General features: G+C 65.5%; 13 protein-coding genes. 4 read left to right on the top strand and 9 right to left on the bottom strand.

Going from position 1 to position 13,571, the window contains the following annotated elements; all coding sequences use genetic code 11:
- Positions 1-27: 27 nt before the first annotated feature.
- Positions 28-621, bottom strand: coding sequence for a LysE family translocator (locus DSD28_RS09000; RefSeq protein WP_119256056.1), 594 nt, complete (start codon positions 619-621; stop codon positions 28-30).
- A gap of 120 nt (positions 622-741) precedes the next feature.
- Here DSD28_RS09000 and DSD28_RS08995 point away from each other — a divergent pair, with 120 nt between their 5' ends.
- Positions 742-1,587 carry an aldo/keto reductase gene (locus DSD28_RS08995; protein WP_119256382.1) on the top strand — a complete coding sequence of 282 codons (846 nt, stop codon included), beginning with the start codon at positions 742-744 and terminating at the stop codon, positions 1,585-1,587.
- A gap of 71 nt (positions 1,588-1,658) precedes the next feature.
- Here DSD28_RS08995 and ilvN read toward each other — a convergent pair whose 3' ends face one another.
- Both ilvN and DSD28_RS08985 read right to left on the bottom strand, forming a co-directional pair.
- Positions 1,659-2,231 carry an acetolactate synthase small subunit gene (ilvN, locus tag DSD28_RS08990; protein WP_119256055.1) on the bottom strand — a complete coding sequence of 191 codons (573 nt, stop codon included), beginning with the start codon at positions 2,229-2,231 and terminating at the stop codon, positions 1,659-1,661.
- Between the two features lie 17 nt (positions 2,232-2,248).
- Entirely contained in the window at positions 2,249-4,027 is a 1,779-nt protein-coding gene (locus tag DSD28_RS08985) for an acetolactate synthase 3 large subunit (protein WP_119256054.1), read from the bottom strand.
- Positions 4,028-4,368: 341 nt separating this feature from the next.
- On the opposite strand from DSD28_RS08985, the gene DSD28_RS08980 reads away from it, so the two are divergent.
- Positions 4,369-6,423, top strand: a complete 2,055-nt coding sequence (locus tag DSD28_RS08980; RefSeq protein ID WP_119256053.1) for an ATP-binding protein — start codon at positions 4,369-4,371, stop codon at positions 6,421-6,423.
- On the opposite strand, the gene miaA is transcribed toward DSD28_RS08980, so the two are convergent.
- Positions 6,413-7,324: a tRNA (adenosine(37)-N6)-dimethylallyltransferase MiaA gene (miaA, locus tag DSD28_RS08975; protein WP_119256052.1), complete on the bottom strand. Its 912-nt coding sequence runs from the start codon at positions 7,322-7,324 to the stop codon at positions 6,413-6,415. The genes DSD28_RS08980 and miaA overlap by 11 nt on opposite strands.
- On the opposite strand from miaA, the gene serB reads away from it, so the two are divergent.
- The gene (gene serB, locus DSD28_RS08970) at positions 7,323-8,213 is read left to right on the top strand and encodes a phosphoserine phosphatase SerB (protein ID WP_119256051.1); all 891 of its coding nucleotides are present in this window, start codon (positions 7,323-7,325) and stop codon (positions 8,211-8,213) included. The genes miaA and serB overlap by 2 nt on opposite strands.
- Complete coding sequence (locus tag DSD28_RS08965) at positions 8,213-8,782, top strand: GNAT family N-acetyltransferase (RefSeq protein ID WP_119256050.1); 570 nt, start codon at positions 8,213-8,215, stop codon at positions 8,780-8,782. Before serB ends, DSD28_RS08965 begins: the two co-directional genes overlap by 1 nt.
- Before the next feature lie 135 nt (positions 8,783-8,917).
- On the opposite strand, the gene DSD28_RS08960 is transcribed toward DSD28_RS08965, so the two are convergent.
- The 5 genes from DSD28_RS08960 to DSD28_RS08940 form a co-directional block, all read right to left on the bottom strand.
- A complete protein-coding gene (locus DSD28_RS08960) occupies positions 8,918-10,438 on the bottom strand; it encodes a Do family serine endopeptidase (protein WP_119256381.1) in 1,521 nt (506 codons plus the stop codon).
- 127 nt (positions 10,439-10,565) lie between these two features.
- Positions 10,566-10,754, bottom strand: a complete 189-nt coding sequence (locus DSD28_RS08955; RefSeq protein WP_119256049.1) for a DUF2065 domain-containing protein — start codon at positions 10,752-10,754, stop codon at positions 10,566-10,568.
- Between the two features lie 10 nt (positions 10,755-10,764).
- Complete coding sequence (hflC, locus tag DSD28_RS08950) at positions 10,765-11,706, bottom strand: protease modulator HflC (RefSeq protein WP_119256048.1); 942 nt, start codon at positions 11,704-11,706, stop codon at positions 10,765-10,767.
- On the bottom strand, positions 11,706-12,830 hold the full coding sequence (gene hflK / locus DSD28_RS08945; protein ID WP_119256047.1) for an FtsH protease activity modulator HflK: 1,125 nt from the start codon (positions 12,828-12,830) through the stop codon (positions 11,706-11,708). The genes hflC and hflK overlap by 1 nt, the downstream gene beginning before the upstream one ends.
- Positions 12,831-13,027: 197 nt before the next feature.
- Complete coding sequence (locus DSD28_RS08940; RefSeq protein WP_119256046.1) at positions 13,028-13,549, bottom strand: dihydrofolate reductase; 522 nt, start codon at positions 13,547-13,549, stop codon at positions 13,028-13,030.
- Positions 13,550-13,571: the final 22 nt, after the last annotated feature.

Below are 13,571 nucleotides of genomic sequence, written 5' to 3'. Positions count from 1 at the left end.
CTCCGGCTTTGCCCCGACCTTATGCTGTCAGCGCAGCATCGGCCAGAGGCTTGCGACAAGCAGGAGCGCCATGGTGATATTGAACCATTTCAGCCGCACGGGATCGGACAGCCACTGGCGCAGCGCCGAGCCGAAGCCGGCCCAGGTGGAAACGCTCGGGAAATTGACGATGGCGAAGGCAAGGCCGACCACGAGCACGCTCATCGTGTAGTTCGCGGCATTCGTATAGGTCGCCATGGCGGAGACGGCCATGACCCAGGCCTTGGGATTGACCCACTGGAAGGCGGCGGCCTCGAGGAAGCTCATCGGCCGGGTCGCGCCCGCGCTCTCGCCGAGGCTGCGCGAGGTGCCGATCTTCCAGGCGATCCAGACGAGATAGGCCCCGCCAGCGAATTTCAGCACCGTATAGACGAGCGGCACCGTCTCCAGCAGCGCGCCGAGGCCGAAGCCGACGGCCAGCAGCAGCACGAGGAACCCGACGCCGATGCCGCACATATGCGGGATCGTCCGGACGAAACCGAAGTTCACGCCCGAGGCGAAGAGCATCATGTTGTTTGGACCGGGGGTGATGGAGGTCGTGAAGGCGAAGACGAGCAGCGCCAGAAAGATTTCGATCTGCATGGCAGACTCTTGTGATCCGGATTGTTTTTTCCGATTGATAGTCCATCTCTTGGTGACGGCCAGCCAATTCTTGTCATTGAGACAATTCCGGCTGGCGGCCCATTGTTCGCGGAGCGCAAGATGAAAGCGGAACTACCGGCAGTTACCCTCCCCGGCGGTCGGCAGGTGCCGGCGCTCGGCCTCGGCACCTGGCACATGGGGGAAGGCGAAGCCTCTCGCGCCGAGGAGGCAGCAAGCCTCCGGGCCGGGCTCGACCTCGGCATGACGGTGATCGACACGGCGGAAATGTATGCCGACGGCGGGGCCGAAGAGGTGGTCGGCGACGCGATCGGCGGCCGGCGCGACGAGGTCTTCCTCGTCAGCAAGGTGCTGCCCTACAATGCCAGCCGCGCCGGCACGGTCGCGGCCTGCGAGGCGAGCCTCAGGCGGCTCGGCACCGACCATATCGACCTTTATCTCCTTCACTGGCGCGGCCGCCATCCGCTGGCGGAGACGGTCGAGGCCTTCGAGGGGCTGAAGGCCGCGGGCAAGATCGGCGCCTGGGGCGTTTCCAATTTCGACGAGCCGGACATGAGGGAACTGCTCGGCGTCGCTGAGCCGGCCCGGCCCGCCGCCAACCAGATCCTCTACAATCTCGCCCGCCGCGGCATCGAATACGATCTCCTGCGCTGGAGCCAGGTTCAGGGCATCCCGCTCATGGCCTATTCGCCGCTCGACGAGGGCCGGCTCATCGGCCACCCGGCGCTGGAGGAGATCGGCCGCATCCACAAAGCGACGAGCGCCCAGGTCGCCCTCGCCTTCCTGCTGACGCGGGCGAATGTCATCGCCATCCCGAAGTCCGGCTCGCCGGACCGGGTGCGCGAGAATTTCAAGGCCTCCGAGATCCGCCTGACCTCGGAAGATCTCCGCCTCCTCGACGAAGCCTTCCCGCCCCCGACGCGCAAGCAGCCGCTGGAGATGATCTGAAACGAAAAGGGCTTTCCGCCAAGACGGAAAGCCCTTCATTTTTTCAGTCAATTTTGCCGTGTTTCGACAGCTCACATTCCCTGCGGGCCGCGGTTCATCGCGGCGATGCCGGTGCGGCAGACTTCCACGAGGCCAAGCGGCTTCATGATCGCCACGAACTGGTCGATCTTGGAGGACTTGCCGGTGATCTCCAGGATGAAATGCTCGGTGGTCGCATCGACGACCTTGGCATGGAAGGCGTCTGCGAGGCGCAGCGTCTCCTGACGCATCTCGCCGGAACCGACGACCTTCACCAGCGCCACTTCGCGCTCGATGGGACGCTCCTGGCCGAGCACCTTGGCGCGGACGGTAAGGTCGACCACGCGATGGACCGGCACGATGCGCTCGAGCTGCGACTTGATCTGCTCCAGCACGCCCGGCGTGCCGCGCGTGACGATGGTGATGCGCGAAAGATGCGCCTCATGCTCGGTCTCGGAAACCGTCAGGCTCTCGATGTTGTAGCCGCGGCCGGAGAACAGGCCGATGACGCGGGCAAGGACGCCCGGCTCGTTGTCGACGAGCACCGAGAGCGTATGGCTCTCGGCGACCTGCGTTTCCTTGGCGATGAAATAGGCGGAGCCCGTGGGCTGAAGGTGTGCGTTCATGGGTTCTCTACCTTATATCAAACGAGCTGGCGGCCCTTGGCGTCGATCGCATTGGCGACCGCTTCGTCCGTGGCCTCGTCGGGCAGCAGCATTTCGTTATGCGCCTTGCCCGAGGGGATCATCGGGAAGCAGTTCGCGAGATTCGCCACGCGGCAGTCGAAGATGACCGGGCGCTTGACGTCGATCATCTCCTGGATGGCCGCATCGAGATCGGCCGGCTTGTCGCAGGCGATGCCGACGCCGCCATAGGCCTCCGCCAGCTTGACGAAATCGGGCATGGCTTCCGTGTAGGAATTCGACAGGCGATTGCCGTGCAGCAGCTGCTGCCACTGGCGCACCATGCCCATATACTGGTTGTTCAGGATGAAGATCTTGACCGGCAGGTTATACTGCACGGCGCAGCTCATTTCCTGGATGCACATCTGGATCGAGGCGTCGCCGGCAATGTCGATGACGAGGCTGTCGCGATGCGCGACCTGCACGCCGATTGCCGCCGGGAAGCCGTAGCCCATCGTGCCGAGGCCGCCCGAGGTCATCCAGCGGTTCGGCTGCTCGAAGCCATAGAACTGCGCCGCCCACATCTGGTGCTGGCCGACTTCCGTCGTGATGTAGGTGTCGCGGTCCTTGGTCAGCTCGTAGAGCCGCTGGATCGCATATTGCGGCATGATGACGTCGGGGCTCGGCGTATAGGCGAAGGAATTGCGCGCCCGCCACTTGGCAATCGACGTCCACCAGTCGGCCTGGACCGCCTTGTCGTAGTCCTTCGCGCTCGCCCGCCACTGGCGGACCATGTCCTCGAGGACGTTGCCGACATCGCCCAGGATCGGAACATCGACGCGGACGTTCTTGTTGAACGAGGACGGGTCGATGTCGATGTGGATCTTCTTCGAATTCGGCGAGAAGGCGTTGAGGCGGCCGGTGATGCGGTCGTCGAAGCGCGCGCCGATGCAGACCATGACGTCGCAATCGTGCATCGCCATGTTCGCCTCGTAGGAGCCGTGCATGCCCAGCATGCCCAGCCAGTTCTTGCCGGAGGCCGGATAGGCGCCGAGGCCCATCAGCGTGGAGGTGATCGGGAAGCCGGTGATCTCGACCAGCTCGCGCAAGAGGCGCGAGGCTTCCGGACCGGAATTCACGACGCCGCCGCCGGAATAGATGATCGGCCGGCGGGCGGACTTCATCAGGCTGACGGCGGCCGCGATCTGGTTGGCGTCGCCCTGAACCTTCGGCTGGTAGCTCTTCTGGATAGGCGCGTCGGACGGCGGCGTATAGGTGCCGGTCGCGAACTGGACGTCCTTCGGGATATCGACGACGACGGGACCGGGACGGCCGGACTGCGCAACGCGGAACGCCTCATGGATGATGCGGGCGAGATCGTTGACGTCCTTGACCAGCCAGTTGTGCTTGGTGCAGGGGCGCGTGATGCCGACCGTGTCGCATTCCTGGAAGGCGTCCGATCCGATGAGCGTGGTCGGAACCTGACCGGTGAGGCAGACGAGCGGGATGGAATCCATCAGGGCGTCCTGCAGCGGCGTGACGGCGTTGGTCGCGCCGGGGCCGGAGGTGACGAGCATGACGCCGACCTTGCCGGTGGAGCGGGCATAGCCTTCGGCCATGTGGCCGGCGCCCTGCTCGTGGCGGACGAGGATGTGCTCGATGTCTTCCTGCTGGAAGATCTCGTCATAGATCGGCAGGACGGCGCCGCCCGGATAGCCGAAGATATGTTCAACGCCATTGTCTTTCAGGGCCTGCAAGACAATTTCGGCGCCCGTCATCTGGTTTTCTGTTCCGCTCATCGGATTTCCGTCCGTCTCTTTTCGCATTTCGGGTGATTATCGAATTTCTGGGCATAAAAAAAGGCCCCTGGAGGAGCCTGCTTACCGCGCATGGGTGCTTTCGCCGGGTGGTTACACCACCCTGCCCATGCGCCTTCCCACCACAAGAATGATAGCCGTCAGATTTTTCATGGGGCGGATTGTTAGACACAAAGCAAAGGCGCGTCAACGCCTTTTGGTTCGTTTCGCTACGGCACGCCCTCCATCCCGGCCGCAAAGACCCGCAAACGGCCGCCTCAACCCGAAACGTCTTATTAAGCGGCATTCGCTAGGCTGGCGGTTGGTGGCAAGGAGCGCCGGGCGTGCTGAACAATGATTTCCAGACCTCTCTGACGGCGGGCGAGCAGGATCGCCGCGACGGGCTGGCGCCTGGAAACCGCCTGCTCGGCCGCGTCGTCGCCTGCAACGGCTCGCGCGCCACGATCAGCGCCGTGGCCGAGGGCGGCGAGACGGCGCTGACGGAATTGTGGTCCGTCGGACGCCTCATCTCCATCTCCGTCGGCCGCAACCGCGTCGTCGCCCTTGTCTATTCCATGGCCGCCGACCAGCAGAACTGGATCGACAACCGCGACACGGTCTTCCGCATCGAGGTCGAGCTTCTGGGCGAGGTGAATGTCAGCGCGGACGGCCGGGAGGAATTCTCCGCCGGCATCACCGACTATCCCTATCTCGGCGCCATCGCGCACCGCATCCGCGCCTCCGACCTTGCCAAGGTCTATGACACCGGCAAGAACGACGTCTGCGTCATCGGCAAGCTGACGCAGGACGAGAGCCTCGACGCGACGATCCACGTGCCTTCCATGCTGGAGAAGCACTTCGCCATCGTCGGCACCACCGGCGTCGGCAAGTCCACCTCCGTGACCCTGCTTTTGCACAAGGCGATCCAGGCCGACCCGAGCCTGCGCGTCCTGATCCTCGATCCGCACAACGAATTCGCCTCCGCCTTCGGCGACCTCGCCGTCGTCATCGATACCGACACGCTGGACCTGCCCTTCTGGCTGTTCCGGCTGGAGGAACTGGCCGAGGTGATCTTCCGCGGCCGCCCGCCGGTGCCGGAGGAGATGGATATCCTGCGCGACCTCATTCCCGAGGCCAAGCGCGCCTTCCGCGGCTCGAACGAGAGCGGGGTGATGCGCCGCGCCAGCGAGAAGAGCTCGATCACCGCCGATACGCCGGTGCCCTTCCGCATCGCCGACCTGCTGGCACTCGTCGACGAGCGCATCGGGCGCCTCGAAGGCCGGGCGGAGAAGCCGCACCTGCGCTCGCTCAAGGTCAAGATCATGTCGGCGATCAACGACCCGCGCTACCATTTCATGTTCTCCTCGAACACGATCACAGACACGATCCTCGACACCATCGCCCGCATCTTCCGCATTCCCGGCGAAGGCAAGCCGGTGACGACCTTCCAGCTTGCCGGCATCCCGTCGGAAGTGGTCAACTCCGTTGCCTCGGTGCTTTGCCGCATGGCCTTCGAGATCGGCCTGTGGAGCAATGGCGGCGTGCACATGCTGGTCGTCTGCGAGGAAGCGCACCGCTACGTGCCGGCCGATCCGAGGCTCGGCTTCGCCCCGACCCGCCAGGCCATCGCCCGCATCGCCAAGGAAGGCCGCAAATACGGCGTGTCGCTCGGCATCATCACCCAGCGCCCCGGCGAACTCGACCCGACCATCCTTTCCCAGTGCTCGACGATCTTCGCCATGCGTCTTGCCAACGAGCACGACCAGGAGATCATTCGCTCGGCGATCCCCAATTCGTCGTCCTCGACGACGAGCTTCATTTCCTCCATCGGCAACGGCGAGGCCATCGCCTTCGGCGAGGCCGTGGCGGTGCCGATGCGCATGCGCTTTTCCCGCGTGGAATCGAACCGCCTGCCGAAGGCCGGCAGCTCCGGCGTGAAGACCAGCGAGGACACCCCGCAAAGCGTCGACCTCCGGTCGATCGTCGCCCGCATGCGTGCGGTCTCCGGCCCGGACATCTCCAATTTCCAGAATGCCTATCTCGCCTCGCAGGGCCAGGGCGCCACGCTGCCGACGGGCTACGAAGACGCACCCTACGAGGACGAGGAAGACTATATCGAGACGCTCCAGGCCGCGCCGCCCGCCCGCCCGGCCGCCGCGCCACCGCCCGAGCCATACCGGCCCGACATGCTCCCCGGCGCGGGCAGCGTCTACGAGCCCTCGCCGCAGGAGCGGTTCGACGCCATCCGCCGGGAACTGGCCGAGCCGCAACGCCCCGCCGCCGATCCCTATCGCCAGCCGCAGCGCCCCGCCTTCGGCGAGCAGCAGGAGCCGCGCCGCGAGGGCTCCATCCGCGAACAGCTCCTCAAGAAGCCGCTCAGCAGCCTGATCAGGCGCTAGAGGCCAGCGGATCGATCCGCCGCCAGCTCTCGTCGAGCTGGTTGCGGAACCAGGTCATCTGGCGCTTGGCATATTGCCGTGTCGCCGCCGCGCCGCGCTCGATGACCTGCGCATCGCTCATATCGCCGGCCAGCATGGCCGCGATCTGCGGCACGCCTATCGCCTTCATCACCGGCATGGCGGGCGAAAGCTCCAGCGCCAGCAGCACCTTCACCTCCTCCACCGCCCCCGTTTTCAGCATTCCGGCGAAGCGCCGGTCGATGCGGGCGGCAAGCACCGCCCGGTCCGGCAGAACGACGATCTTTTCCGCCCGCGCGGCATCGATCACCGCCGGCCCCGCCGTCGCCTGGAAATGCGCGATCGACCGGCCGGTCGTCTCCAGCACTTCGAGCGCCCGCAGGATGCGCTGCCCGTCCCCCGGCATGAGGCGCCGGGCCGTTTCCCCGTCGCGCTCCGCCAATTCCTTGTGCAGCGCCTCGGCCCCTTCCGCCGCAAGCCGGGCGCGCAGGCGCTCGCGCACGTCATCGGAAATCACTGGCATGTCGGAAAGGCCGCCAGTCAGCGCGCGGAAATAAAGGCCCGTGCCGCCGACGAAGACGGGAAGCTTCCCCCGCTCCCGCAATTCGCCGACAAGGGCCGTCGCCTCGCGCAGCCAGTCGCCGGTGGAATAGGCCTCGCCCGCCGGCACATGGCCGTAGAGCCGATGCTCGATGCCGCCCATGTCCTCCGGCTGCGGGCGGGCCGTCAGGACGTTCAGCGTGTCGTAGACCTGCATGCTGTCCGCATTGACCACGACGCCGCCGTACTCGGCCGCCAGCCGCACGGCAAGCGCGGACTTGCCGCTCGCCGTCGGGCCCGTTATCAGGATCGCGTCCCGCATTCGATCAAGGTTTCTCATCATGGCTTTCGTTGCCACGCTTGTCGCCAATCCGTCAAATCCTGTTCTGACGCCCGCCATCGCCGAAAAGGCCGCGGATGCGGTCAAGGCATCCGGCCTCTACTGGCTCGCCGACGGCATCGCCTGCGATATCGCGCTGCGCGACGATGGCGACATCCACGCCGCCCGCGACGCGATCCTCGCGGTCATCGCCGGCGCGCCAATCGACCTTGCCGTGCAGGAAGCCGAGACGCGGCGCAAGAAGCTGCTGATCGCCGACATGGATTCGACCATGATCGGCCAGGAATGCATCGACGAACTGGCGGCGGAAGTCGGCCTGAAGGACAAGGTCGCCGCCATCACCGCCCGCGCCATGAACGGCGAGATCGCCTTCGAGCCCGCCCTTCGCGAGCGCGTCGCGCTGCTGAAGGGCCTGCCGGTCTCCGTCATCGGCGAGGTGATCGAAAAGCGCATCACGCTGACGCCCGGCGGGCGCGAGCTCATCGCGACCATGAAGGCGAAAGGCTATTACACCGCCCTCGTCTCCGGCGGCTTCACCGTCTTCACCAGCCGCATCGCCGAAACGCTCGGCTTCGACGAGAACCGCGCCAACATCCTGCTCGACGCCGACGGCAGGCTCACGGGCGAGGTCGCCGAGCCGATCCTCGGCAAGCAGGCCAAGGTGGATGCGCTGGTCGACATTTCCGCGCGCCTCGGCATTTCGCCGGAGGAGGCCATGGCCGTCGGCGACGGAGCCAACGACCTCGGCATGCTGCACCTTTCCGGCGCCGGCATCGCCCTGCACGCCAAGCCCGCCGTCGCGGCGGAAGCGAAGATCCGCATCGACCACGGCGACCTCACCGCCCTTCTTTATCTGCAGGGCTACCGCAAATCGGACTTCATGACAGATTGATGATCATCACCACGACGACGCGCCTTACCCTGCGCAACTGGCAGGAGAAGGATCGGGAGCTCTTTCACGAGATCAATTCCGATCCCGTCGTCATGGAATTCTTCCCCTTCCTGCGCACGCGCGCCCAGTCCGACGAGCTCTTCGAGCGCCTTCGCGACATCATCGCGCAAACCGGCCTCGGCTTCTTCGCGCTTGCCGACCGCATGACGGATGAGGCCATCGGCTTTTGCGGCCTCTCGCGCCTGACGGATCGGCTGGAGCCCTTCGTGCCCGCCGGTGCGGTCGAGATCGGCTGGCGCCTCGCCCGCCGCCATTGGGGGAAGGGCTACGTCACCGAAGCAGCCGAAAGGCTCCTGGAGTTCGGCTTCGAGGATAAGGGCCTCGAGGAGATCGTTTCCTTTGCCGTGGCAGGCAACACACGCTCCACCGCCGTCATGAAGCGCATCGGCATGGTGGCCGCACCGGATCGCGATTTCGACATGCCCGGCATCGAGGACGCACGCGCGGAGCTTCGCCGGCATGTGCTCTACACGCTCGACCGCGCCACCTGGCAGAAGAAAAACCGCTGACGAGGGACAGGGTATAGGATGGCGGCAGCGCCCGGAGCGAGGGTGACGAGAAAAGGCCGCTGAAGCAAAGCTGCAGCGGCCTGAATCTCTTTCTCGAAAATTGATGCCAAACCCCTGACGGGACTCGGCTTTCCGTCAGTCGATGCGCACGGTGATGTAGCGCAGCGCGCCGGTGCGGTTGGAGACCATCATCAGCACGTTGCGCCGGTCCTCCGATTTCAGCTTGGCGACACGGCTCTTGACCTCTTCCGCCGTCGTGACGGCCTCCTGCCCGACCTCGACGATCACGTCGCCCGGCACGATGCCGCGCTCGGCGGCGGCCGAGCCCGGTGCGACCTCGGTGATCACCACGCCCTTGACGCTTTCGACGATGTTGAAAGTCTTGCGCGCATCCTCATCGAGTTCGCCAATGCCCATGCCGAGAACGGTCTCGATGTTCTTCGGCAGCGCCTGCTCCTCGGTATCGGGGGCCGTTCCCTCCTTGGTCGTGCCCTCGTCCGGCGTCGCCTCGTCGGCGGGATCCGCCTGCTTTTCCCCGTCTTCCAGGCGGCCGAGCGTGATCTTGACGGTCATCTCCTTGCCGCCGCGCAGAAGCACGACGTCGACCGCCTTGCCCACCGGGCTTTCGGCGACGACGCGCGGCAGGTCGCGCATCTCGTGCACGTCCTTGCCGTCGAAGCGGACGATGACGTCGCCCGTCATGATAGAGCCGTTGTCGACCGGCCCGCCCTTGATGACGCCCGCGACCAGCGCTCCCTTGGTCTCCGTCATGCCGAGGCTTTCGGCGATGTCGTCGGTGACCGGCTGGATGCGCACGCCGAGCCAGCCGCGGCGCGTCTCGCCGTAGTCGCGAAGCTGGAGGAAGATATTCTCGGCGAGCTCCGTCGGCACGGAGAAGCCGATGCCGATCGACCCGCCCGACGGCGAGATGATCGCCGTGTTGATGCCGATGACCTCGCCCTTCATGTTGAACAGCGGGCCGCCGGAATTGCCGCGGTTGATGGCGGCGTCCGTCTGGATGAAGTTGTCGTAGGGGCCGGCATTGATGTTGCGGCCGCGCGCGGAAATGATGCCGACGGTCACCGAGCCGCCGAGGCCGAACGGATTGCCGATCGCCATCACCCAGTCGCCGATGCGCATGGTGCGGGAATCACCGAAGGGCACGGCCTTCAGCGGCGCCTTCGGCTCCACCTTGAGGAGCGCAAGGTCGGTCTTCGGGTCCGTGCCGACCAGCTTGGCCTTCAGCTTGGAACCGTTGGCGAAGTTCACCTCGATGTCGTCGGCACCCTCGATGACGTGGTTGTTGGTGGCGATGAAGCCCTTGGGGTCGATCACGAAGCCGGACCCCAGCGAATTGACCGTCTGGGGCTGGTTCGAGCCGTCCTCGCCCTTGAAGAAATCGTCGAAGAAATCCTGGAAGGGCGAGCCTTCCGGCACCTGCGGGATGGGCGCCTTGTCGTCGCTCTTGACGTTCTGCGAGGTGGAGATGTTGACCACCGCGTCGAGCAGGCCCTCGGCGAGGTCGGCGACGGATTCGGGGCCTGCGGGCTTCACCTCGGCCCTTGCCGGAACGGCGAGCGGCCCTGCGCCGAGCGAAAGGCTCACCGCGAGCGCGAGTGCCGCATGGGCTACGTTGGACCTGGTCTTCAAAGCCATGTTCGGCATCCTCTTTCGTCTGCTGGGTCGCGGCCAGTCTTTGCCCGCCATGAGGCGAAAATCAGTCGGCCGCGATGATTTGCCGTCAAGTCTTGCCCGCATTGGCCACCGGCCGCAAGGGCGGGTTTCACGCGCCGCGGATGAACCATACCATCAGCACGCCAAGCGCGACGGCGACGAGCCCGGAGGTGCGCAACTGGTTCTCCGGAATCTGCGGCAGCATTTGCGCCATGCGCCTCAAAACCGAAGGGGCCAGTGCGTACACCAGCCCCTCGATGATCAGGAAGAACGCGATCCCCGTCAGGAAATCGGACACGGAAGCGTTCTCAGTTTGCCGTGGAGGGCGTCGCCGCCGCGCCGTTGGTCGCGCCCGAGGCGGCCGCGGGCTTCTGGCCCGACGCATCCTCGAAGAAGCGGAAGAACTCCGAACGCGGCGACAGGACGAGCGTCGTGTCGGCCGAATTCATCGAGTTGCGGTAGGCGCTCATCGAGCGGTAGAACTCGAAGAAGTCCGGGTCCTGCGAGAAAGCTTCGCCGAAGACGCGGTTGCGCTCGCCCTCGCCCTCGCCTCGCAGGATTTCCGAATCGCGCTGGGCGGCCGCGACGAACTCGACGACCTGGCGGTCGGCGATGGCACGACGGCGCTGGCCTTCCTCGTTACCGCGGGCGCGGATGAGCTCGGCTTCCGCAAGACGCTCGGCCTTCATGCGGTCGTAGGTCTGCTGCGAGACCTCCTGCGTGAGGTCGGTACGGCGGATGCGGACGTCGGAGATGGTAAGGCCGAGGTTCGAAGCGTCGTTCGTCAGCTCGCCGCGGACTTCGCGCATCATCGAGGCGCGCTCTTCCGACAGCGCGGATTCGAAGCCGCGCAGACCGTAGACCCGGCGCAGGGCCGCATCGAGACGGGTACGCAGGCGCGCTTCCGCCGCTTCGCGGTCGCCCGAGACCGCTTCACGGAAGCGGCGTGCATCGGTGATCTTGTAGACCACGAAGGCATCGACCTCGTAGAACTTGCCGCCCGAGACCTGGACGCGGATATCGTCGAGGTCGAAGCGCAGCGCCTGGTCCTGGATGTACTGGACGCTGTCGGCGTCCATGAAGCCGAAGGGCAGCTTGAAATAGAGGCCGGGCTCCGTCTTGACGTCCTTGATCTGGCCGAAGCGCAGCACGATGGCCTGCTGCCGCTCGTTCACGACGAAGACGGACGAATAGGCGATGAAGAGAAGAACGCCGATGGCGATCAGGATTGCCGGTACGCGGTTACCCATCACTGCGTGCCTCCCGCCTGCTGCTGGCCGGTGGTCCGGCCGAGTTCATTGAGGGGAAGGAAGGGAACGACACCCTGTCCGCCCTGCTTCTCGTCGATGATGACCTTCTTGGAGCTCTTCATCACGCCTTCCATGGTTTCAAGGAAGAGACGCTTGCGCGTGACGTCGGGAGCGGCCTTGTACTGCTCGTAGACGGAGAGGAAGCGTGCCGCCTCGCCTTCCGCTTCCTTGACGACGCGGTCCTTGTAGGCCGCCGCCTCTTCGCGGATCTGCGCCGACTGACCGCGGGCAAGACCGAGCTTCTGGTTGGCGTACTGGTTGGCTTCCTCGACGAAACGGTCTTCGTCCTGCTCGGCGCGCTGCACTTCGTCGAACGCATCGGCGACTTCGCGCGGCGGGGCCGCATCCTCGATGGCGACGGTGTTGATCGAGAGACCGGCGCCGTAGGCGTCCATGGTCGCCTGGATGGTGGACTTCACGCCCTCGGCGATCGCCTGGCGGTTGTCGCGGAAGATGTCCTGGGCTGGACGGCGGCCGACGACTTCACGCATCGCGCTTTCGGCGACCTGCTGCAGCGTCTCGGCCGGATATTCGAGGTTGAAGAGATAGGCCTGCGGGTCGGTGACCGAATAGAGCACCGAGAACTGGACGTTGACGATGTTCTGGTCGCCCGTCAGCATCAGGCCGGACTTGTCGGAATTCGCAGAGGCCGCGCGGCGGCCGATATTCTGCTGCTGCTCGGTGATCTTGACGAGCTCGACGGTCTCGAAGGGCCAGAAATGGAAATGCAGGCCCGGCATGGAGACTTCCTGCTTGGGCTTGCCGAAGCGCAGCTCGACGCCACGCTCGTCCGGCTGGACGGTATAGATGGCGTTCATCAGCCAGAAGACGCCGACGAGCAGCAGTGCGATAACGACGATGCCGCCGTTGAAGCCGCCGGGCATGACGTTCTTAAGCTGGTCCTGGCCACGCCGGATGATCTCCTCAAGGTCCGGCGGGCCGCCATTGCCGCCACCGCCGCCGCCGCGGGGGCGGTTCGGTCCCTGCCCCCATGGCCCCTGATTGTTTCCGCCGCCGCCGCCGCCCCAAGGGCCGCCGCCGCCATTCTGATTGCTCCAGGGCATCAATACCTCTTTCTTTGCATCCCCTTGGAGCGCTTCCGCGGATGCGGCAGCGCTCCATCGTTTGTTCTAAGCATTTCGCAGATTGTTTCGCCGCGCAACGCTAGGTGAACCCGTTATAGGTATCCCTCGGGCACCTTTCAACAAATCCACGGCGCGTTGCGCGCCCGTGCGGCAAAATAGTTCGTGATCGGCGAAATTCAGGCGGTTTTCCGGCGCCGCCAGGTGACGAAGCGCATGGCGTGGCTGTCCTTCTCGCCCTGCGGAATGGGCTCCTCGACGACCTTGTCGAAAAGGCCGGGGTCGATATCCGGAAACCGCGTGTCGCCCTCGACCTCCGCCTCGACATACGTCACGTGGAGGATATCGGCGCGGTCGAAGACCTGCGCATAGATTTGCCCGCCGCCGATGACGCAGATCTCGTCGACACCGAGCGCCTCGGCCGCGCGGCCCGCCGCCGCCAGTCCCTCGTCGAGCGAGGCGACCACCTCCGCGCCGGGCGCGGAAAAGGCCCTGTCGCGGGTGATGACGATATTCGGGCGCCCCGGCAGCGGCCGGCCGATCGAATCCCAGGTCCTGCGCCCCATCAGCACCGGCTTGCCGAGGGTCAGCGCCTTGAAGCGCTTGAGATCGGAAGGCAGCCGCCACGGCAGGTCGCCGTCGCGGCCGATCACGCCGTTTCTCGCAACGGCCACGACGAGAACGATCCTGGCTTCACTCATGCGGCTCGGGCTCTCCTGGAAA

This window comes from Shinella zoogloeoides (assembly GCF_003574625.1).
Taxonomy (GTDB): Bacteria; Pseudomonadota; Alphaproteobacteria; order Rhizobiales; family Rhizobiaceae; genus Shinella; species Shinella zoogloeoides_A.
Note: the sequence above shows the minus strand (reverse complement) of the source record. Positions and strands in the feature narration are given on the sequence as shown.